The following is a 21346-nucleotide window of genomic DNA, read 5'->3' as shown; positions in this document are numbered from 1 at the left end:
GAGGGGGACCGGGCCGGGGCGCCGGGGAGTCCCGCCGCCCCGGCCCGGTCCCCCTCTCCCGTCGCGGCCGACGCCGGGTCCCCGTACTGGGTGGACCCGCAGAGCAGGGCCGCCCGGCAGGTCGCCGCCTGGGAGGCGGCCGGCCGCAACAGCGACGCACAGGTGCTGCGCAGGATCGCGGACCGGCCGATGGCCCTGTGGGGGCCGGGCGGCGACCCGGGCCCCGAGATCCGGCGGGCCGCGGCGGGCGCCCGGGCCACCGGGCGGACCCTGCTGCTCGCCGCGCACAACATCCCGTACCGCGACTGCGGGCAGCACCCGCCCGGCGGCGCCGCGAACGCCCGGGCGTACCGCGACTGGATCGGCGCCTTCGCCGACGGCATCGGGAAGACCAAGGCCCTCGTCGTCCTGGAACCCGGCGCCGTCGCGCACACCGTCGACGGCTGCACCCCGGCCGACCGCCGCGCCGAGCGCTTCCGGCTGCTCTCCGAGGCCGTCGACCGGCTCAAGCGGAACCCGAACACCAAGGTCTACCTGGACGCGGGCGATCCGGTGGCGGTCAAGAACCCGACGGACCTCGTCGCGCCCCTCGCCGAGGCGGGCCTGGAACGCGCGGACGGCTTCGCCGTCAACGTCTCCGGCTTCCAGCCCGACGCGGCCGCGCGGGCGTACGGCGCCAGGATCTCCGAGCGCACCGGGAACAGACACTTCGTCATCGACACCGGCCGCAACGGCGTCGGGCCGCTGCCGGGCGACCGCGCCCGGTGCAATCCGCCGGGCCGCGCCCTCGGAACCCCGCCGACCGACCGCACGGCCGACCCGCTCGTCGACGCGTACCTGTGGATCAAGCGCCCCGGCGATTCCGACGGCACCTGCCGCGGCGGCCCCCCGCCCGGCACCTGGTGGCCGGACTACGCCCTGGGCCTGGCCCGCCGGGCCACGGAGTAATCGGCCCTTACGGCGCAGCCGTTCCGCCCCCGCCTCACCACTCCAGCCCCGCCGGCGTTCGAGGCGGCGAGGTCCGGGGCGGAGCCCCACCCTTCAGCCCCGCCGGCGTTCGAGGCGGCGAGGTCCGGGGCGGAGGCCCGGGAAGCCCGGGCGCAGCCCGGGGCCCCCACCACCGGCCCGCACACGCGAAAGCGCCCCCGGCCAGGAGGCCAAGGGCGCTTCACACAACAGTGGCGGGCCGCGTCAGCCCCCGGCGAGGTGCCGCTCCACCGTCTCCACCTTCGAGGTGATCCCGTCGCTCACGCCGGGACGGATGTCGGCCTTGAGGATGAAGGAGACCCGCGGCGCCCGCTCCTCGACGGCGGCCACCGCACGCCGGACCACGTCCATGACTTCGTGCCACTCGCCCTCAACGGTCGTGAACATGGCGTCCGTACGGTTCGGCAGGCCGGACTCGCGGACCACCCGCACCGCGTCGGCGACGTACTCGCCGACCTCTTCCCCGACCCCCAGCGGGGTCACCGAGAACGCGACGATCACGCTTCCGCCGCCTGTCGCGCGCGGGCCGCCACGACGCTGTCGGCCTCTTCCCGCTTGAGCAGCTTGTCGCCGTACAGCCCGCCGAAGGGCACCAGGGAGAGGACGAAGAACAGCGCGACCTTCTTGAACGGCCACTTCGCCTTGTACCAGACGTCCAGCAGGAACACCGAGTAGATGAGGAACAGGATCCCGTGCAGGAGGCCGAGCGGCATCTTCAGCGCGTCGAAACCCGTCAGCCAGGTCAGCGCCGTACCGAAGATCAGCAGGGCCGGGAACGACAGCGCCTCCGGAACGGAGATCAGGCGCAGACGGTGCAGGGCGGAGGCAGTCTTGATGTCCACGTTCAACCTTCGGGGTGGAGGCCTGGGTCGGTTCCAGTGTCTCAGCCGCTTTGCGGGATCTTGACCCGGCCCCTCCCCCGCCACGGCGGCCCGGAACGTCCGGCATCGCGCCCATACCGACCAGGTGTGGCATATATCGGCCACGGGGCTCTGTTCGGGTTCGCCCGCTGCCGATAACGTCTTCCCGTGGCTCAGTTCCGACTCCAAGGCAGCAAGGTGCTGGCCGTCGACCTGACCGGGGATGCCGTGAAAGCGAAGAACGGCTCCATGGTCGCGTACGACGGGCAGATGGCCTTCAAGAAGATGACCGGCGGTGGCGAAGGCCTCCGCGGCATGGTGACCCGCCGGCTGACCGGCGAACAGATGACGGTGATGGAGGTACAGGGGCACGGCACCTGCTTCTTCGCCGACCGCGCCAGTGAGATCAATCTGGTCAATCTGCGCGGCGAGAAGCTCTACGTCGAGTCCAGCAACCTGCTGTGCACCGACGCCGGTCTGCGGACCGGCACCACCTTCACCGGCCTGCGCGGTGCGACGACGGGCAACGGTCTCTTCACCACGACCGTCGAGGGCTCCGGCCAGGCGGCGATCATGTCGGACGGGCCGGCGGTGGTGCTGCGCGTGAGCGCCCAGTACCCGCTCTCCGTCGACCCGGGGGCGTACATCGCGCACACCGGCAACCTCCAGCAGTCCTTCCAGTCCGGTGTGAACTTCCGCACACTGATCGGCGAGGGATCCGGCGAGGCGTTCCAGATCCGCTTCGAGGGCGAGGGCCTGGTGTACGTGCAGCCCAGCGAGCGCAACACCGTCGGGGGCGACATCTGATGCCGTTCCGCGAGATCAACTCGAAGATGGTCGAGGCCCAGGTCGTCCCGGGCCAGAAGATGTTCAGCCAGCGCGGCGCGATGCTCGCGTACCGCGGCGAGGTCTCCTTCACCCCGAGCCTGACGGGCGGTCAGGGTGGGGTCATGGGCATGATCGGGCGCCGGGTCGCGAACGAGCAGACCCCGCTGATGACGGTCGAGGGCAGCGGCACCGTGATGTTCGGCCACGGCGGCCACCACATCCAGGTGATCAACCTGACCGGCGAGACCCTGTACGTCGAGGCGGACCGGCTGCTCGCCTTCGACGGCACCCTCCAGCAGGGGACGATGTTCATGGGTTCCCAGGGCGGGGTCATGGGCATGGTCCGCGGCCAGGTGACCGGCCAGGGCCTGTTCACCACCACCCTCAAGGGCCACGGCTCGGTCGCCGTGATGGCCCACGGCGGGGTCATCGAGCTCCCCATCACCCCTCAGCGCCCGGTCCACGTGGACCCGCAGGCGTACGTCGCCCACCACGGCGAGGTCCGCAACAAGCTCTCCGCCGCGCTCGGCTGGCGGGACATGGTGGGGCGCGGCTCGGGCGAGGCGTTCCAGCTGGAGCTGTCCGGCCAGGGCGCGGTGTACGTACAGGCCTCCGAGGAGAAGCTGTGAACTTTGGCCCTGTGACCGGCGGACCCGGCGGCCCGACCGTCTTCGACCCGTACACGCTGCCCTCCGACGACAACGTGAACGCGTACACCTTCTGCGTGGAGCTCAAGGGGAGCCAGTGGTTCCTGCAGAAGGGCAAGATGATCTCGTACTACGGGAACATCGACTTCAACGGCATCGGCAACGGACGCTTCGACCGCCTGCTGCGCACGAGCTTCCACTCCCCCCTGCACGCCAGTGACTGGGTGGTCGCCGAGGGCTCGGGCAAGATGCTGCTGGCCGACCGGGCCTTCGACGTGAACTCGTACGACCTGGACAACGGCAACCTGACGATCCGGTCGGGCAACCTGCTCGCCTACCAGCCCTCCCTGGCGCTGAAGCAGTCGATCGTCCCGGGCTTCCTGACCCTGATCGGCACGGGCAAGTTCGTGGCGGCGTCGAACGGGCCGGTGGTGTTCATGGAGCCGCCGCTGCGCGTGGACCCGCAGGCGCTGGTGGGCTGGGCGGACTGCCCCTCGCCGTGCCACCACTACGACCACGGCTACATGTCGGGCGTGCTGGGCGGCCTGCGCTCGCTGAGCGGCATCGGGGGCAGCTCGGGCGAGGAGCACCAGTTCGAATTCGTCGGAGCCGGGACGGTCCTGCTGCAGTCGTCGGAGATGCTCATGGCGGAGCAGGCGGTCGGCACGGTCGGCGCCGGCGCGGCCACGGGCAACGCCCAGGGCGTTCCGGGGGCCGGTCAGGGTCCGGTGGGGCAGCTGGGCGTACCGCGGATGCCGGGACAGCTGGGTGATCTCCAGCGCCGCCTCGGACTGTGACACCCGACCTCCGACCTTTGTACGTAATTCAACTTTTTAGGTAGAGTTCATTCATGGAGACCATGGAGACCGAGACGGCCACCCGCTGGCTGACCGACGCCGAACAGTGCGCGTGGCGCACCCACCTGGACGTCAGCAGACTGCTGATGCACCAGCTGGAAAAGGATCTCCAGCCCTTCGGACTCACCAACAACGACTACGAGATCCTCGTGAACCTCTCGGAGTCGCAGGACCACAGGATGCGGATGAGCGACCTGGCCACCGCCACCCTGCAGTCCAAGAGCCGACTGTCGCACCAGATCACGCGCATGGAGACGGCGGGCCTCGTCCGCCGGGTGAACTGCGAGTCCGACCGCCGCGGCCTGTACGCGGTGCTCACGGACGAGGGCATGGAGACGATGCGCAAGGTCGCCCCGCACCACGTGGCGTCCGTCCGTCAGCACTTCATCGACCTGCTGCCGCCGGAGGCCCTGGCGGCGCTGCGCGCCTCGCTGACCCCGGTGGCGGAGCACCTGCGCGGAACCCGCGGCAAGGTCTGACCTCCGGGCGCTCGACGCGCCCGGCACGGCGGTGGGCCGGACAGTGGGCGGTATCCGTCCGCTGCCGGCCGCCGCCGAGCAACCGTGAGCGCCATGGCCGGCCTGAGGAGGTCCATCCATGAAGCGCAACGCTTACGTCTCCGCGGCCGCGTCCGTCGTCCTGTGCGTGGGAGGTCCGGCGGCGGCCGCGACAGCGGCATCTGCCGACACGGCGAGAACCGTCACCGCGGCCGCTGCCGCCGTACCCACCGCGGAGACGGCCGAGGAGGCATCGGCGGCAGCCCTGAAGCACTATCCGGGCGTCGTCGAGTCCCTCGACAAGGACGGCACCGTCTGGAACGTGGACGTGATCAGCAAGGACGGCAAGGGCCACGCCGAACTGGAAGTGGCGGCCGACGGCACGGTCACCGAACTCAACCGCGACACCGACGAGAACGCCACCGAGCACAAGGATCTGCTCGCCGCCGAGGTAAACGCCGAACAGGCGATGAAGGCGGCCCTGGCCGCCCACCCCGGGCAGGTCTGGTCCGTCAGCTGGCAGGACGACGAGGACGGCGGCGCCCACTCCTGGGACGTCGAGGTCAGGTCCTCCGACGGCAAGATCTGGAACGCCCGAGTCGACCACGCCACGGGCAAGGTCACCCCGTCCGGCTCGGACTCGGACGACGGCGACGACAACTGACCCGAGTCGGCCCCGCAGGGCGCGAGGTCAGCCCGGCTGAATCCAGCCCCGCCGGCGCTTGAGTCGGGGGGTCCGGGGCGGAGCCCCGATCTCTCACTCCCGCGCACCATCCAGCCCCGCCGGCGCTTGAGGCGCGGGGGCTCGGGGGCAGCGCCCCGCAACGGCGCCGGCCCCCGCCCCAGGCTCAGGCCGGACTCACGCCTCGGTCAGCGTGGCCAGCAACGCGTCCGCGGCCGCGTAGGGATCCAGCTCGCCCACGGCGACCCTGGCGGCCAGCGCATCGAGATGCGCATCCCCGTGCAGGTCCGCCATCCGCGCCCGCAGCGCGGTCACCGCGATGGTCTCGACCTCCCGCGCGGCCCGCGCCGCGCGCCGCTCGGCCAGCACCCCCCGCTCGTCCATCCACGTCCGGTGCTTCTCCAGCGCCTCGACCAGTTCGTCGATGCCCTGCCCGCGCGCCGCCACCGTCTTGACGATCGGCGGCCGCCAGTCCTCCCGGCCGCGCGCCTCCCCCAGCCCCAGCATGTGGTTCAGCTCGCGGGCCGTCGCGTCCGCGCCGTCCCGGTCCGCCTTGTTGACGACGTACACGTCGCCGATCTCCAGGATGCCCGCCTTCGCGGCCTGGATCCCGTCGCCCATCCCGGGGGCCAGCAGCACCACCGAGGTGTCCGCCTGAGAAGCGATCTCCACCTCCGACTGGCCGACTCCGACCGTCTCGACCAGGATCACCTCGCAGCCGGCCGCGTCCAGGACCCGGATCGCCTGCGGGGCGGCCCACGCCAGCCCGCCCAGGTGCCCGCGGGTGGCCATCGAGCGGATGTAGACCCCCGGGTCGGAGGCGTGGTCCGACATCCGGACCCGGTCGCCGAGCAGCGCCCCGCCCGAGAAGGGCGAGGACGGGTCCACGGCGAGGACGCCGACCCGCTTCCCGGCCTTGCGGTACGCGGACACGAGCGCCGAGGTCGACGTCGACTTGCCGACGCCCGGCGACCCCGTCAGCCCGACCACGTACGCCCCGCCCGTCAGCGGGGCCAGCGCGGCCATCACCTCCCGCAGCTGCGGGGACGCCCCCTCGACCAGCGAGATCAGCCGGGCCACCGCTCTCGGCCGGCCCTCACGCGCCTGGGCCACCAGCTGGGGGACGTCCACCGCCGTCATACGTGCTGCGCTCCTCGGTTCTGGTACGGGTACGTGCGGGCCGCCGGGCCCCGCATCGGGGCCCGGCGGCCTGGCGGTGCCTACTTGGCGACGCGGACGATCAGGGCGTCGCCCTGGCCGCCGCCACCGCACAGCGCGGCCGCGCCGACCCCGCCGCCGCGGCGCTTCAGCTCCAGCGCCAGGTGCAGCACCACACGGGCGCCGGACATGCCGATCGGGTGGCCCAGGGCGATGGCGCCACCGTTGACGTTCACCTTTTCCGGGGTCACCCCGAGGTCCTTCATTGACTGCACGGCGACCGCCGCGAAGGCCTCGTTGATCTCGATGAGGTCCAGGTCGGAGACCTCCAGGCCCTCCTTCTTCAGGGCGTGCAGGATCGCGTTGGACGGCTGCGACTGGAGGGAGTTGTCCGGGCCCGCCACGTTGCCGTGGGCGCCGATCTCGGCGATCCACTCCAGGCCGAGCTCCTCGGCCTTCGCCTTGCTCATCACGACCACGGCGGCCGCGCCGTCGCTGATCTGGGAGGAGGTGCCGGCGGTGATCGTGCCGTCCTTGGCGAAGGCGGGGCGCAGCTTGCCCAGGGACTCCGCGGTGGTCTCGGGGCGGATGCCCTCGTCCGCCGAGAAGATCACCGGGTCGCCCTTGCGCTGCGGGATCTCGACCGGGGTGATCTCGGCCTCGAACACGCCGTTCTTCTGGGCCGCGGCGGCGCGCTGGTGCGAAGCGGCCGCGAACTCGTCCTGCGGGGCTCGCTCGATGCCGAGGCGGGTGTTGTGCTTCTCGGTCGACTCGCCCATCGCGATGTTCTCGAAGGCGTCGGTGAGGCCGTCGTAGGCCATCGCGTCGAGCATCTCGATGGCGCCGTACTTGAAGCCCTCACGGGACTTGGGCAGCAGGTGCGGGGCGTTCGTCATGGACTCCTGGCCGCCCGCGACCACGATGTCGAACTCCCCGGCGCGGATCAGCTGGTCCGCGAGCGCGATCGCGTCGAGGCCCGAGAGGCACACCTTGTTGATGGTGAGCGCGGGGACGTTCATCGGGATGCCGGCCTTGACCGCCGCCTGACGGGCGGGGATCTGGCCTGCGCCGGCCTGCAGCACCTGGCCCATGATCACGTACTGGACCTGGTCGCCGGAGATCCCGGCCCGCTCCAGCGCGGACTTGATGGCGAAGCCGCCGAGGTCGGCACCCGAGAAGGACTTGAGCGAGCCGAGCAGCCGTCCCATGGGCGTGCGGGCCCCGGCGACGATCACAGAAGTGGTGTTGTTCGATCCGGACATGAGGCACAGCCCCTTGGATGAGGAGTGAACGAGGGTTTACGTGAATGTACTGGGCGGTACCGCAGCGGTCACCGGGCTGCCGGTGTGATCGCGCGCACGTTGCGTGACCGCCCCCTTCGGCGGTGCACTGTCACCATGCTGACAAGAATCGACCACATCGGGATCGCCTGCTTCGACCTGGACAAAACCGTCGAGTTCTACCGTGCCACGTACGGCTTCGAGGTGTTCCACTCCGAGGTCAACGAGGAGCAGGGTGTCCGCGAGGCCATGCTGAAGATCAACGAGACGTCCGACGGCGGCGCCTCCTACCTCCAGCTCCTGGAGCCCACCCGCGAGGACTCCGCGGTGGGCAAGTGGCTGGCCAAGAACGGCGAGGGGGTCCACCACATCGCCTTCGGCACCGAGGACGTCCAGGGCGACTCGGAGGCCATCCGCGGCAAGGGCGTCCGCGTCCTCTACGACCAGCCCCGCACGGGCTCGATGGGCTCCTCCATCACCTTCCTCCACCCCAAGGACTGCCACGGCGTCCTCACCGAACTGGTCACCTCCAACCCCGAGCACTGATGGACCACTGATAGCCCGATTCCCCGGCCGGTAGAGTGGCCATGGCTCGGCCGGGGTTCGGTGCGGAGACGGGGTCGGGGCCTGTGACCCCTGCCCCGGTATCTGACACCATTCCCCCGGGGGCGTCGTTCAGCGGGCGAGCGATGCTCATTTGGGAGTGAGCTTGCGACCAGGGGACGGATGGGACCGCGCTGTGCGGGGCTACGAAAGCCAGGAGAGCCATCAGGCCGGGGCCGACCATCTCTCGCGCTTCGAAGCCGAGATGGAGCGGCTGAAGAAGGAGCGCGGGAAGGCCGTCCAGCACGCTGAGGACCTGGGATACCAGGTCGAGGTGCTGCGCGCCAAGCTCCACGAGGTGCGCCGATCTCTGGCGTCCCGCCCTGCCTACGACGGCGCGGACATGGGATACCAGGCGGAGCAGCTGCTCCGCAATGCCCAGATCCAGGCCGACCAGATGCGCTCCGACGCCGAGCGCGAGCTGCGCGACGCCCGGGCGCAGACCCAGCGCATCCTCCAGGAGCACGCCGAGCACCAGGCCCGCCTGCAGGCGGAACTGCACGCCGAGGCCGTCAACCGCCGACAGCGGCTGGACCAGGAGCTCAACGAGCGCCGCCAGACCGTCGAGGCGCACGTCAACGAGAACGTGGCCTGGGCCGAGCAGTTGCGCGCCCGTACGGAGTCCCAGGCGCGCCGGCTCATGGAGGAGTCCCGCGCCGAGGCCGAGCAGTCCCTGAACGCCGCCCGCGCCGAGGCGGCCCGGGTCGCCGAGGAGACCCGGCGCCGGATCGCCGCCGACGCGGAGGCCGCCCGCGCGGAGACCGAAGCCACCCTGCTGCGCGCCCGCAAGGAGGCCGAGCGGCTGCTGACCGCCGCCTCCGCACAGGCCCAGGAGGCCACCGAGCACGCGGAGCGGCTGCGCTCCACCACCTCCGCAGAGGCCGAGCAGACCCGCCAGCAGACCATGGACCTCGGCCGGGTGGCCGAGTCACGCGCGCAGGAGGCCGAGTCCGCGCTGCGCGAGGCCCGGGCCGAGGCCGAGCGGGTCCTCGCCGAGGCCAAGGAGAGCGCGGCCCGCCAGCTCGCGTCGGCGGAGTCCGTCAACGAGCAGCGCACCCGCACCGCCAAGGAGCAGGTCGCCCGGCTGGTCGGCGAGGCCACCAAGGAGGCCGAGGCCCTCAAGTCGGAGGCCGAGCAGGCCCTGGCCGACGCCCGCGCGGACGCCGAGCGGCAGCGCACCGAAGCCGGCGAGCAGGCCCGTACGGCCGCGGCCGAGGACATGGCGGCGCAGCTGGCGAAGGCCGCCCGCACCGCCGAGGACGTACTGAACAAGGCCTCGGAGGACGCCCGGGCCACCACCCGGGCCGCGTCCGAGGAGGCCGAGCGGATCCGCCGCGAGGCCGAGGCCGAGGCCGACCGGCTGCGCCTGCAGGCGGCGGCCACGGCCGACGAGCTCAAGGGCGCCGCGAAGGACGACACCGAGGAGTACCGGGCCCGCACGGTCGAGCTCCAGGCGGAGGCCCGGCGGCTGCGCGGCGAGGCCGAGCAGCTGCGCGCGGAGGCCGTCGCCGAGGGCGAGCGGATCCGCGGCGAGGCCCGCCGCGAGGCGGTCCAGCAGATCGAGGAGGCGGCCCGGACCGCCGAGGAGCTGCTCGGCAAGGCCAAGGCGGACGCGGACGAGCTGCGCGGCGGGGCGACCGCCGAGAGCGAGCGGGTCCGCGCCGAGGCCGTCGAGCGGGCCGGCACCCTGCGCAAGCAGGCCGAGGAGACCCTGGAGCGGACCCGCGCCGAAGCCGAGCGGCTGCGCGCCGAGGCCGAGGAGCAGGCCGAGGCCGTACGCGCCGAGGCGGAGGCGGCGGCCCTCGCGCGCCGCGAGGAGACCGAGCAGGCGGTGGCCGCCAGGCGGGCGGAGGCCGACGAGGAGCTCGTACGGCTGCACACCGAAGCCGAGAGCCGGCTGACGACGGCCGAGCAGACGCTGCGCGACGCCCGCGCGGCGGCGGAGAACATCCGCCGGGAGACGTCCGAGGAGAACGACCGGCTGCGCGCCGAGTCGGCGGAGCGGATCCGCACCCTGCAGTCGCAGTCCGAGGCGGAGGCCGACCAGCTGCGCACGGACGCGGCGCAGGACGCCGGGCGGGTGCGCGCGGAGGCCGAGCAGGTCGCCGTACGGCTGCGCGGCGAGGCCGAGGCCGAGGCGGAGCGGGTGCGCTCGGAGGCACAGGAGACCGCGGACCGGCTGCGCGCCGAGGCGAAGGCGGCGGCCGAGCGGGTCGCCGAGGAGGCCGCGGAGGCGCTGGCCGCCGCTCAGGAGGAGGCCGCCCGGCGTCGCCGGGAGTCCGAGGAGACCCTGGCGTCGGCCCGGACGGACGCGGAGCAGGAGCGGGCGCAGGCCCGCGAGCAGAGCGAGGAGCTGCTGGCCGCGGCCCGCCGCCGCTCGGAGGAGGCGCAGGCCGAGGCGGCCCGCCTGACCGACGAGGCCGAGCGGCGCGCCTCGGAGCTGGTGTCCGCGGCGGAGGCCACCGCCCAGCAGGTGCGGGATTCCGTGGCGGGGCTGCACGAGCAGGCCGAGGAAGAGATCGCCGGGCTGCGCAACGCCGCCGAGCACGTGGCGGAGCGTACGAAGACGGAGGCCGAGGAGGAGGCGGGCCGGGTCCGTTCCGACGCCTACGCGGAGCGGGAGCGGGCCACCGAGGACGCCAACCGGATCCGCAGCGAGGCGCGGGCCGAGACGGACGCGGCGAAGGCGCTGGCGGAGCGGACGGTCGGCGAGGCGATCGCCGAGGCGGAGCAACTGCGCGGTGACACCGCCGAGTACGCACAGCGGGTGCGTACGGAGGCCACGGACGCGCTGGCGGCGTCCGAGCGGGACGCGGCGCGCACCCGGGCCGATGCCCGTGACGACGCGAACCGCATCCGCGGCGAGGCGGCGGAGTCGCTGGAGGCCGCCCGCGCCGAGGGCGCCCGGATCACGGCGGAGGCGACGGCCGAGGCCGAGCGGCTCACCGAGGAGACCCTCGCGGCGAACGCGGCCACGGTCGCCGAGGCCGCGGCGGAGGCCTCGCGGATCATCGCCGAGGCGGCGCAGGCGGCGGAGGCCGCCCGCGTCGAGGCCGCCGCGACCCTGGACGAGGCCCGCGCCGAGGGCAACCGGCTGCGTACCGAGGCCGCGGAACAGGTCGACCGGCTCATCGCCGAGGCCTCGGCGGAAGCCGACCGGCTCATCGAGGAGACCCGGGCGGCCAACGCGGTCACCGTGGGCGAGGCGAAGGCGGAGGCCGAGCGGCTGGGCGCCGACGCGGCACGCTTCAAGGCGCAGGCGGCCGAGACGCTGGCGAGTGCCGAGCGCGACGCCGCGAGGATCATGGTCGACTCGCGTGCCGAGGGCGACCGGCTCATCGACGAGACCCGTGTGGCCAACGAGGCCACGGTGGCCGAGGCCGCGGCGGAGGCCGACCGGCTGCGCGCCGAGGCGGCCCGGGTCCTGGAGGACGCCCGCGCGGACGGCGGCCGGATCATCGGCGAGGCCACCGCGGAGGCGGACCGCGTCACGGTCGCGGCGAACGAGACCCTGGCGAGCGCGGAGCGGGAGTCCGAGCAGACGCTGGACGAGGCGCGCGCCGAGGCGAACCGGTTGCGCACCGAGGCGGCCGAGCAGGCGGACCGGCTCATCACCGAGGCCGCGTCCGAGGCCGACAAGCTCACCGCGGAGACCCGCAAGGCGAACGAGCGCACGGTCGGCGAGGCGGCCGGCGAGGCCGAGCGGCTGCGTGCGGACGCGTCGGAGGCGCTGTCGTCGGCGCAGGAGCACGCGACCCGTACCCGGGCGGAGGCCGAGCGGCTCAAGGCGGAGGCTGCGACCGCGGCCGAGCGCACCCGCACGCAGGCCCGTACGGAGTCGGAGCGGCTGCTGGACGAGGCCCGCGAGGCGGCCAACAAGCGCCGCAGCGAGGCCGCGGAGCAGGTCGACCGGCTCATCACGGAGGCTTCCGCGGAGGCCGACAAGCTCACGGCCGATGCGCAGCAGCAGGCCCTCGCCGCCACCACGGCGGCCGAGGAGCAGGCCGACGCGATGGTCGACGCGGCGCGCAAGGAGGCGGCGCGGATCACCTCGGAGGCGACCGTCGAGGGCAACTCCCTGGTGGAGAAGGCCCGTACGGACGCGGACGAGCTGCTGGTCGGCGCGCGCAGGGACGCGGCCGCCATAAGGGAGCGGGCGGAGGAGCTGCGCGGCCGCGTCGAGGGCGAGGTCGAGGAGCTGCACGAGCGGGCCCGCCGGGAGTCGGCCGAGCAGATGAAGTCGGCCGGCGAGCGCGTGGACAAGCTGGTGCGGGCGGCGACCGAGCAGAGCGTCGAGGCCGAGGCGAAGGCCAAGGCCCTGGTGTCGGACGCGAGCAGCGAGGCGAGCAAGGTCCGCATCGCTGCGGTGCGCAAGGCGGAGGCGCTGCTCAAGGAGGCCGAGCAGAAGAAGGCGGAGCTGACCCGGGAGGCCGAGAGCACCCTCGCGCAGGCCAAGGCGGAGGCCGAACGCCTCGTCGATGAGGGCCGCCGTGAGCTGGAGGTCCTGGTGCGCCGGCGCGAGGACATTCAGGCGGAGATCTCCCGTGTCCAGGACGTTCTTGAGGCGTTGGAATCATTCGAGGCGCCTTCGGGTGGCGGAAAGCCGGCGGTCGGTGGCCAGGGCGCGGGGGGCGTGAAGGCCGGAGTGACTGCGGGATCCACTCGTTCGAGTGGCAAGACGTCAGAGGGGTAGCCAAAACGCGCGGGGGTGTGTCCACCTGATGGAGGTTCAGGCGAACGAGTGACAAGCATTCTGTCGCCTTGCCACTCAAAAGGGGTGTCATTGTCCAGATCAAACGCGGATTGACTCGATGACACGCCGCTTGGGCGCCTAGGATTCCCCTTAACACCTCACGTAGCACCTCATCGGTCTCATTCGACAGGAACCCCATGAGCGACACTTCCTCCCCCTTCGGCTTCGAGCTCGTGCGGCGTGGTTACGACCGCGGTCAGGTGGACGACCGCATTACCAAGCTGGTCTCCGACCGCGACAGCGCCCTTGGACGTATCAACTCTCTGGAAAAGCGGATCGAGGAGCTGCACCTCGAGACGCAGAACGCCCAGGCCCAGGTGAACGACGCCGAGCCGTCGTACGCCGGCCTCGGTGCCCGGGTCGAGAAGATCCTCCGGCTGGCCGAGGAGGAGGCGAAGGACCTGCGCGAGGAGGCCCGTCGCGCGGCCGAGCAGCACCGCGAGCTGGCCGAGTCGGCTGCCCAGCAGGTGCGCAACGACGCCGAGTCGTTCGCCGCCGACCGCAAGACGAAGGCGGAGGACGAGGGCGTCCGCATCGTCGAGAAGGCGAAGGGCGACGCGTCGACCCTGCGCGCGGAGGCCCAGAAGGACGCGGCTTCCAAGCGCGAGGAGGCCGACGCGCTGTTCGAGGAGACCCGTGCCAAGGCCGCCCAGGCCGCCGCGGACTTCGAGACCAACCTGGCCAAGCGCCGTGAGCAGTCCGAGCGCGACCTGGCCTCGCGTCAGGCCAAGGCCGAGAAGCGCCTCGCCGAGATCGAGCACCGCGCGGAGCAGCTGCGCCTGGAGGCCGAGAAGCTGCGTACGGACGCGGAGCGCCGTGCCCGCCAGACCGTGGAGACCGCGCAGCGCCAGGCCGAGGACATCGTGGCCGACGCCAACGCCAAGGCGGACCGTATCCGCAGCGAGTCCGAGCGCGAGCTGGCGGCGCTCACCAACCGCCGCGACTCGATCAACGCCCAGCTGACCAACGTCCGCGAGATGCTGGCGACGCTCACCGGTGCGGCCGTCGCCGCGGCCAACCCGATCGTGGACGACGAGCCGGTCAGCCGCGGCGTCCCGGCGCAGCAGAGCCGCTGATCCGCCGGCCGGAAACCCGTCACATGTGCTTGGCCCGACCGAGGGCCCTGTGTCACCTGTTCGAGGTGGCGTAGGGCCCTCGGGCGTTCTAGCGTGTCCGCATGATCGAGCTAGAGGGACTCACCAAACGATTCGGCGCGAAGACCGCCGTGGACAACCTCAGCTTCCAGGTCCGACCGGGGGTGGTGACCGGCTTCCTCGGCCCCAACGGGGCAGGGAAGTCCACGACCATGCGCATGATGCTCGACCTCGACAATCCGACCAGCGGGACGGTCCGGATCGACGGGAAGCACTACCGCGACCTGCCGGAACCGCTGAAGCACATCGGGGCGCTGCTCGACGCGAAGGCCATGCACGGCGGCCGCAGCGCCTACAACAACCTGCTCTGTCTGGCCCAGTCGAACGAGATCCCGCAGGGCCGGGTCGACGAGGTGCTGGACCTGGTCGGACTGACGGCCGTGGCGAAGAAGAAGTCCAAAGGATTTTCGCTGGGCATGGGTCAACGGCTGGGAATCGCCTCCGCCCTGCTGGGAGATCCGGAAATCCTGATGTTCGACGAGCCCGTCAACGGTCTGGACCCGGAGGGAATTCTCTGGATCCGCAATCTGATGAAGGGCCTGGCGGCGGAAGGGCGGACGATCTTCGTTTCCTCCCATCTGATGAGTGAAATGGCGCTGACCGCAGACCATTTGGTCGTCATCGGTCAAGGGAGACTTCTGGCCGATCTTCCGATGGCCGATTTCATTCAGCAGAACTCCCGCAGTTACGTCCGGCTGCGTTCCCCGCAGCAGGAACGGCTCAAGGACGTCCTGCACGACGCCGGGATCCACGCCGTCAGCGTTCCCGCCACCGGCACGCTGGAGATCGACGGAGCGAGCGCGGAACAGCTCGGCGAGCTCGCCGCCCGGCACCAGATCGTGCTGCACGAGCTCAGCCCGCAACGGGCCTCACTGGAAGAAGCGTTCATGCGCATGACGGCCGACTCCGTCGAATACCACGCCCACGCACCGGGCGCACCCGCCGCCCCGGTCCCGCTCGGCATGGCCGCCGACAACCCGGCCCGGCCGGCCGACGTCCCCGCCTGGGGCGCCGGCTACGAGGCGACGCGCAAGGGCGGCGAGTGACCATGGCCTTCAACGCCGTCCTCAAGTCCGAGTGGACCAAGATCCGCACGGTCGCCTCCACCAGCTGGACCCTCGCCCTCGTCTTCCTCGTCACCGTCGGGTTCGCCGCGCTGTTCAGCGCCACGTTCGACCCGAACGACCTGGACGCGGCCCAGCGGGCCACCTTCGACCCCACCGCGACGAGCCTCAGTTCGATGCAGCTCGGACAGCTGGCCATGATCGTCTTCGGGGTGCTGGTCGTGAGCACCGAGTACAGCACGGGCATGATCCGCACCTCACTGGCCGCCGTACCGCGCCGCGGGCACTTCCTGCTCGGCAAGATGGCGGTGGCGACGACGCTGGCCCTGGCCGTGGGGCTGCTGACCAGCTTCGTGTCGTTCTTCCTCACCCAGGCGCTCCTCGGTGACCTCGGCATCGGGATCGACGAGGAGGGCGTGCTGCGCGCCGTGACCGGCGCCGGCCTGTACCTGGCGCTGCTGGCCCTCTTCTGCATGGGCGTGGCGGCCATGCTGCGCAGTTCGGTCGCCGCCATCAGCGTCCTGGTCCCGTTCTTCCTGATCGTCTCGAACCTCCTCGTGGGTTTCGAGGCGACCCGTACGGTCGGCCAGTACCTGCCGAGCAATGCCGGGGGGAGGATCATGCAGGTCGTGCCCGACGCCCTCGGGTCCTTCGAGACCCCGTACGGACCGTGGGGCGGCTTCGGGATCATGGTCCTCTGGACGCTGGCCGCGGTACTCGGGGGCTACGCCGTCCTCCGCAAGAGGGACGCCTGACCTCCTGCCGACGTACTACGGGGGATCCCCGGGTCGGTCTCAGGGGTAGCTCAGGGATCCGGCCCGGGACGGAACCAGAGGAACCTCGATATCCTCTTAACCCTTACGCGGGCGAAAGTCGTCCCGGCCTGGTAAGGGGCAGCAAGATGATCGAGGCAGTCGGCCTGACCAAGCGCTACGGCGCCAAGACCGCCGTCGACCAGCTGTCGTTCCAGGTCAAGCCGGGGCACGTCACGGGATTCCTGGGGCCCAACGGCTCCGGGAAGTCCACCACCATGCGCATGATCCTTGGCCTGGACCGGCCCACGTCCGGTCATGTCACGATCAACGGCCTCCCCTTCCGGGAGCTCCCGAACGCCCAGCGGCACGTCGGAGCGCTGCTCGACGCCAAGGCCGTGCACGGCGGCCGCCGGGCCCGTACCCACCTGCTCTCCATCGCCCAGCTCTCCGGGATCCCGGAGAAGCGGGTGGACGAGGTCCTGGCCGTGGTCGGGCTGCAGGACGCCGCCCGGCAGCGTACGAAGGGCTTCTCGCTCGGCATGGGCCAGCGGCTCGGCATCGCCACCGCCCTGCTCGGGGACCCGCAGGTGCTGCTGTTCGACGAGCCGGTCAACGGGCTCGACCCCGAGGGCATCCTCTGGGTCCGCAACCTGATGCGCCGGCTCGCCGCCGAGGGCCGCACCGTCTTCGTCTCCTCGCACCTGATGAGCGAGATGGCGCTGACCGCCGACCACCTCATCGTCATCGGCCGCGGACGGCTGCTGGCCGATATGGGCACCCAGGAGTTCATCGCGCACAACTCGGCCGGATTCGCTCGGGTGCGCGCGGCCGACACTGATCCGGATGGCCGGGACACACTGGGTACGACCCTCACCAGGGCGGGCGGCCGGGTCCTCCAGGAGCCCGACGGAGCACTGCGCGTGACCGGCCTGGAGCTGCCCCGCATCTCGGACCTGGCGCACGGGGCCGGCGTACGGCTGTGGGAGCTCTCACCGCACCACGCCTCGCTGGAGGAGGCGTACATGCGGATGACCCAGTCCGCGGTCGAGTACACCTCCACCGAGGACCCGCGGGCCGAGCTCTGGGAGCCCGAACCGCTGGCCCTCCCGGCGTGGGAGGAGGAGCCGACGCCGCCGCAGGTCCCGCAGGCGGGCTTCTTCGCACCGCCGCCGCCCGGAGCGGGCGGGCAGCCCTTCCTCATGCCCAGCAATCCCGGCGAGCTCACGAGCACCGCCAAGAAATCCCCCGAGGACACACGATGACCCCGACGACCCCGACGCCGGAGCGGTCCCGGAGCTACAGCTCTCCCCTCCCCACGCCGCGGCCGCACCTGGGGCACGCCGTCGCCTCGGAGTGGACCAAGCTGATCTCCATCCGCTCCACCATGTGGACGCTGGGCTCGCTCGTGCTCACCGTCGTCGGCATCGGGCTGCTCTTCGTCTCGCAGACCTCGGACGAGGACTACGAGGGGATCACCTTCACCACACCCGCCCTCTTCGGTCTGCTGGTGGGTGAGATCGCGGTCATGGTCCTCGGGGTGCTGACCATCACCTCGGAGCACGGAACCGGGCTGGCGCGGACCACGTTCACCGCCGCCCCGGACCGCTACCGGGTGCTCACCGCGAAGTACCTCGTCTTCAGCGGCACGGCCCTCGCCACCACGATGCTGTCCGTCTTCGTGGTCGGGATCGCCGCGTCGCTCGTCCACGACGGCGCGGCGGCCGGCACGCACGCCGCCCACGAGTGGCTCGGCGCGCTGTTCGGCTGCCTCTACGTCACCCTGCTCGGCGTGCTCGCGCTGGCGATCGGCGCGCTGGTGCGGCACTCCGCCGGGGCGATCGCCGTCATGCTCGGCCTGGTCACGCTGCCGCCGGTGATAGGGGCCATGCTCATGAGCTGGGACGCGGTCGCGCCCGTCGGGCGGGCGATCCTCCAGCGCAACGTGCCGGTGGCGCTGAGCCAGCTGTTCGGCATGCAGGAGGGCGGCGACCTGGGCTCGGCCCCCAGCAACTTCTCGCACCTGCTGCTCATCGTGCTGATCACGGGCGCAGCGGTGACCGCCTCGTACCTGTCGGTCGGCCGCCGGGACGTCTAGACCGCTCTAGTACCGGGGCGCGTTCCGGGACCGCTGCACCTTCGAGGTGCGGCGGTCCTTCGCGTTCCAGCAGGCCTTGTGCCAGTGCCGCCGGTCGTCCACGCCGCCGTACTCCGGCCAGGCCACCAGGTGCGGGGTGCCGGAGGGGATCTCCTGGTCGCAGCCGGGGCAGCGGTAGCGCTTGCCGGCCGCGCCGGCGCCGGCCACGTGGCGGACCTTCCAGTCCTCGCCCTGGTACTCCTCGGTGCGCTCCAGCCCGTAGCGGTCGAGGCCGGTGCTGGGGCGTTCGTCCGGGGTCTCGCCGCCCCTGGGGCGGTTGTTGCGCGGTGACACGTATACCTCACGGAAGGGCGGACGGCAGTGACTTTCTCCCAGACTACGCGCAGCGAGGCCGGGTACCCGCAGGGTTGCCGAGGAAGGCGGCCGCGCGAAGAGGAATGGCCCGACAATCCCAATAACTTCCCGTCAGCCCGTGCCTTTGGCACGTGTCAGACGTTGTTGCCATAGGAAGAACCGGTCCACCTGGGGGAGGCCGCGTCAGCCGCGAGGAGGCTAAAGGCGATGCGCGTAGGAGCGTTTGTACTGGCGGCCCAGTTCCCGGGCCAGGGACAGGGTGAGGCACTGCACCGGGCGGTGCGGACCGCCGAGGTGGCCGAGGAGGCCGGGCTGGACTCGGTCTGGCTCGCCGAGCACCACTTCGTCCCGTACGGGGTCTGCCCCTCAGCGGTGACCCTGGCGGCCCTCCTGCTGGGCCGGACCCGGCGCCTGCGCGTGGGCACGGCGGTGAGCGTGCTGCCGAGCACGCACCCGGTGGCCCTCGGGGAGCAGGCGGCCCTGCTGCATCTGACCTCGGGCGGCCGCTTCACCCTCGGGGTGGGCCGCGGCGGGCCGTGGGTCGACCTGGAGGTGTTCGGGGGCGGCCTGGACTCGTACGAGAACGGCTTTCCGCAGGCCCTGGACCTGCTGCGGCGCTGGCTCACGGAGGCGAGGGTGGGAGCCGCCGGCGAGCGGTACGGCTTCCGCGAGGTGGCCGTCGTACCGCGGCCGTCGGAGGCCCTGGACGGGGACGGCGCGGGGCCGGAGGTCATCGTGGCGTGCACCTCTCCCGCGTCGGTGCGGCTGGCCGCGCAGCGGGGGCTGCCGATGCTCCTCGGCATGCACTGCGGCGACGAGACCAAGGCGGAGATGGTCGCTCTGTGGCGCAGCACGGCGCTGGCGGCGGGCCACTCGCGGGATCAGGTGGCCGGCGCGGGGCACGTCTCCGCCGGGGTGTGCCAGCTCGCGGACCGCACGGCGGACGCCCGCGAGACCCTGCTCAAGGCGATGCCGGGCTGGCTCAAGCAGGGCTTGGACGCGCACGTGACGGTGGACGGACGCGTGCGCGCGATGCGGGATCCGGTCGCGTACACGGAACTGCTGTGCGACCTGCACCCGGTGGGCACCCCGGAGGTGGCGGCGGACCGGCTGGCGGCCACGGCCGCACGGACGGGCATCACGCGCTTCGCCCTCCTGACGGAAGGCTCCGGCGATCTCGCCGCGACGGAGGAGAACGTACGACGACTCGGCGTCGAGGTCCTGCCCCGCCTCGGCTGAGACCTACCGGACCGGCTCAGCAGTCCCGGAGTTCCGGCGACTGGTTGAGCAGCTGACCGCGGATCGAAGTGAACTTGGCCAGCCGGTCGTCCACCGAGGGGTCCAGCGGGAACACCGCAACCCGGTGACAGTTCTGGAAAGCCAGGCGCACTCCGAAGTGCCGCTGCAGGGCACCCCGTATCGCGTCACTCGCGAGGGCACGCAGCAGCTGCCCCCGCGCCTGCTCGTCGGGCGGCGGCGTCTGGTTGTCGGCGAACTGTCCGCCGTCCACCTTCAGCTGGGCCACCAGCGAGCTGATCATCTCCCATGCGAACGGCAGGGAGGTCCGGACGCAGTCGACGAATGCGGCTTCGTCGACCTCGCCTCGCTCGGCCTGTTCGAGTAGGGCCGGTGAGACGTCGAGCGACATGGGTTCTCCTCTCGCGACCCCGGCCGATTGGGTTGCCGGAGTCTTACGGGCAGGGAAGGAGGTCGCGACGCAGAGTGCACGCTCCGCCACCTCCAGCTCACCACGGTAGGCGCCCCATGGGTGGCGCACCAGGAGAATGCGCATACAACGCGCCATCCGCGAAGGGGGCTTTCAGGGGCGAATCGCGTGGAGGCCTTCTCGTCGAGTAGCGTTGCCGACCATGCGTCTCGTCATTGCCCGCTGCTCCGTCGACTACGCGGGCCGGCTCACCGCCCATCTGCCCTCGGCACCCCGTCTGATCCTCGTGAAGGCCGACGGCAGTGTCTCGATCCACGCGGACGACCGGGCGTACAAACCGCTCAACTGGATGTCGCCCCCGTGCACCCTCAAGGAGGGGAGCGGTGATGACGCCGGGGTGTGGACGGTCATCAACAAGGCGGGCGAGAAGCTCATCATCACCATGGAGGAAGTCCTGCACGACTCCTCCCACGAGCTCGGCACCGACCCGGGGCTCATCAAGGACGGTGTCGAGGCACACCTGCAGGAACTCCTCGCGGACCGCATCGAAACGCTGGGCGAGGGCTACACCCTGATCCGGCGCGAGTACATGACCGCGATCGGTCCGGTGGACATCCTGTGCCGGGACTCCTCCGGCGCCACGGTGGCCGTGGAGATCAAGCGGCGCGGCGAGATCGACGGCGTCGAGCAGCTCACCCGCTACCTGGAACTCCTCAACCGCGACCCGCACCTGGCGCCGGTCCGGGGCATCTTCGCCGCCCAGGAGATCAAGCCGCAGGCCAAGGTCCTGGCGACGGACCGCGGGATGGACTGCGTGGTGCTCGACTACAACGCGCTGCGCGGCATCGAGGACGACAAGCTCCGCCTGTTCTGATCCCCGGCCCCGCCACTGCCCGGCCCCCGCCCACTGACGCAACGGCTCCGTCCCGAAGGACGGAGCCGTCGGCGTTCACGGGCCCGTGGACGGGGAGGCGGCGGTGGCCGTGACCGCCTGGGTTGCCGTCGGCGACGGCGCGACGGTCTCGGTCGGCGTCGGAGACGGCCCCGCGGTGGTCGGCGGGGGCGAAACGGAAGACGGCGGCGGGGAGTTCGGCGTCGTCGGGGAC

Annotated in this window: 21 protein-coding genes; 15 read left to right on the top strand and 6 right to left on the bottom strand. The window is 71.9% G+C overall.

What is annotated here, in order from left to right:
- A partial coding sequence (locus tag PV721_RS27345; protein ID WP_319728579.1) for a glycoside hydrolase family 6 protein occupies window positions 1-948 on the top strand: 948 nt, incomplete at its 5' end.
- Between the two features lie 243 nt (window positions 949-1191).
- Here PV721_RS27345 and PV721_RS27340 read toward each other — a convergent pair.
- Both PV721_RS27340 and PV721_RS27335 read right to left on the bottom strand, forming a co-directional pair.
- Window positions 1192-1488: an MTH1187 family thiamine-binding protein gene (locus PV721_RS27340; protein ID WP_030708196.1), complete on the bottom strand. Its 297-nt coding sequence runs from the start codon at window positions 1486-1488 to the stop codon at window positions 1192-1194.
- Window positions 1485-1829: a DUF3817 domain-containing protein gene (locus tag PV721_RS27335; RefSeq protein ID WP_319728577.1), complete on the bottom strand. Its 345-nt coding sequence runs from the start codon at window positions 1827-1829 to the stop codon at window positions 1485-1487. Before PV721_RS27335 ends, PV721_RS27340 begins: the two co-directional genes overlap by 4 nt.
- Before the next feature lie 186 nt (window positions 1830-2015).
- On the opposite strand from PV721_RS27335, the gene PV721_RS27330 reads away from it, so the two are divergent.
- From PV721_RS27330 to PV721_RS27310, 5 genes are all read left to right on the top strand, one after another.
- The gene (locus tag PV721_RS27330) at window positions 2016-2654 is read left to right on the top strand and encodes an AIM24 family protein (RefSeq protein WP_030009698.1); all 639 of its coding nucleotides are present in this window, start codon (window positions 2016-2018) and stop codon (window positions 2652-2654) included.
- Entirely contained in the window at window positions 2654-3304 is a 651-nt protein-coding gene (locus PV721_RS27325; RefSeq protein ID WP_319728575.1) for an AIM24 family protein, read from the top strand. Before PV721_RS27330 ends, PV721_RS27325 begins: the two co-directional genes overlap by 1 nt.
- An 11-nt stretch (window positions 3305-3315) precedes the next feature.
- A complete protein-coding gene (locus PV721_RS27320) occupies window positions 3316-4119 on the top strand; it encodes an AIM24 family protein (RefSeq protein ID WP_319728583.1) in 804 nt (267 codons plus the stop codon).
- A gap of 62 nt (window positions 4120-4181) precedes the next feature.
- Window positions 4182-4658 carry a MarR family winged helix-turn-helix transcriptional regulator gene (locus PV721_RS27315; RefSeq protein ID WP_030660375.1) on the top strand — a complete coding sequence of 159 codons (477 nt, stop codon included), beginning with the start codon at window positions 4182-4184 and terminating at the stop codon, window positions 4656-4658.
- Window positions 4659-4776: 118 nt separating this feature from the next.
- Entirely contained in the window at window positions 4777-5340 is a 564-nt protein-coding gene (locus PV721_RS27310) for a PepSY domain-containing protein (RefSeq protein WP_319728574.1), read from the top strand.
- 195 nt (window positions 5341-5535) lie between these two features.
- On the opposite strand, the gene meaB is transcribed toward PV721_RS27310, so the two are convergent.
- A complete protein-coding gene (meaB, locus tag PV721_RS27305) occupies window positions 5536-6498 on the bottom strand; it encodes a methylmalonyl Co-A mutase-associated GTPase MeaB (RefSeq protein ID WP_319728573.1) in 963 nt (320 codons plus the stop codon).
- 80 nt (window positions 6499-6578) lie between these two features.
- Window positions 6579-7778, bottom strand: a complete 1200-nt coding sequence (locus PV721_RS27300; RefSeq protein ID WP_319728571.1) for an acetyl-CoA C-acetyltransferase — start codon at window positions 7776-7778, stop codon at window positions 6579-6581.
- Window positions 7779-7913: 135 nt separating this feature from the next.
- Between PV721_RS27300 and mce the strand changes: the two genes are divergently transcribed.
- From mce to PV721_RS27265, 7 genes are all read left to right on the top strand, one after another.
- Complete coding sequence (gene mce, locus PV721_RS27295) at window positions 7914-8342, top strand: methylmalonyl-CoA epimerase (protein ID WP_008738238.1); 429 nt, start codon at window positions 7914-7916, stop codon at window positions 8340-8342.
- A gap of 193 nt (window positions 8343-8535) precedes the next feature.
- Complete coding sequence (gene scy / locus PV721_RS27290) at window positions 8536-13092, top strand: polarized growth protein Scy (RefSeq protein WP_319728567.1); 4557 nt, start codon at window positions 8536-8538, stop codon at window positions 13090-13092.
- Window positions 13093-13289: 197 nt separating this feature from the next.
- The gene (locus PV721_RS27285; RefSeq protein WP_319728565.1) at window positions 13290-14228 is read left to right on the top strand and encodes a cellulose-binding protein; all 939 of its coding nucleotides are present in this window, start codon (window positions 13290-13292) and stop codon (window positions 14226-14228) included.
- A gap of 101 nt (window positions 14229-14329) precedes the next feature.
- Window positions 14330-15352 carry an ABC transporter ATP-binding protein gene (locus PV721_RS27280; protein ID WP_319728564.1) on the top strand — a complete coding sequence of 341 codons (1023 nt, stop codon included), beginning with the start codon at window positions 14330-14332 and terminating at the stop codon, window positions 15350-15352.
- A gap of 2 nt (window positions 15353-15354) precedes the next feature.
- On the top strand, window positions 15355-16125 hold the full coding sequence (locus tag PV721_RS27275) for an ABC transporter permease (RefSeq protein WP_319728563.1): 771 nt from the start codon (window positions 15355-15357) through the stop codon (window positions 16123-16125).
- A gap of 146 nt (window positions 16126-16271) precedes the next feature.
- Window positions 16272-17387: an ABC transporter ATP-binding protein gene (locus PV721_RS27270; protein WP_319728562.1), complete on the top strand. Its 1116-nt coding sequence runs from the start codon at window positions 16272-16274 to the stop codon at window positions 17385-17387.
- Window positions 17384-18220, top strand: coding sequence for an ABC transporter permease (locus PV721_RS27265; RefSeq protein ID WP_319728559.1), 837 nt, complete (start codon window positions 17384-17386; stop codon window positions 18218-18220). The genes PV721_RS27270 and PV721_RS27265 overlap by 4 nt, the downstream gene beginning before the upstream one ends.
- 6 nt (window positions 18221-18226) lie before the next feature.
- Here the strand turns inward: PV721_RS27265 and PV721_RS27260 are convergent, their stop codons facing one another.
- Window positions 18227-18553, bottom strand: coding sequence for an ATP/GTP-binding protein (locus PV721_RS27260; protein ID WP_319728558.1), 327 nt, complete (start codon window positions 18551-18553; stop codon window positions 18227-18229).
- A 228-nt stretch (window positions 18554-18781) separates the two neighbouring features.
- Here PV721_RS27260 and PV721_RS27255 point away from each other — a divergent pair, with 228 nt between their 5' ends.
- Window positions 18782-19813: an LLM class flavin-dependent oxidoreductase gene (locus PV721_RS27255; RefSeq protein ID WP_319728557.1), complete on the top strand. Its 1032-nt coding sequence runs from the start codon at window positions 18782-18784 to the stop codon at window positions 19811-19813.
- Between the two features lie 16 nt (window positions 19814-19829).
- Here PV721_RS27255 and PV721_RS27250 read toward each other — a convergent pair whose 3' ends face one another.
- Window positions 19830-20222: an SCO5389 family protein gene (locus tag PV721_RS27250; RefSeq protein WP_030037139.1), complete on the bottom strand. Its 393-nt coding sequence runs from the start codon at window positions 20220-20222 to the stop codon at window positions 19830-19832.
- Window positions 20223-20442: 220 nt separating this feature from the next.
- On the opposite strand from PV721_RS27250, the gene nucS reads away from it, so the two are divergent.
- Window positions 20443-21114: an endonuclease NucS gene (nucS, locus tag PV721_RS27245; RefSeq protein ID WP_319728553.1), complete on the top strand. Its 672-nt coding sequence runs from the start codon at window positions 20443-20445 to the stop codon at window positions 21112-21114.
- The last annotated feature ends 232 nt before the right edge of the window (window positions 21115-21346 follow it).

The sequence above is a fragment of the Streptomyces sp. MB09-01 genome (assembly GCF_033794505.1).
GTDB lineage: Bacteria > Actinomycetota > Actinomycetes > Streptomycetales > Streptomycetaceae > Streptomyces.
Note: the sequence above shows the minus strand (reverse complement) of the source record. Positions and strands in the feature narration are given on the sequence as shown.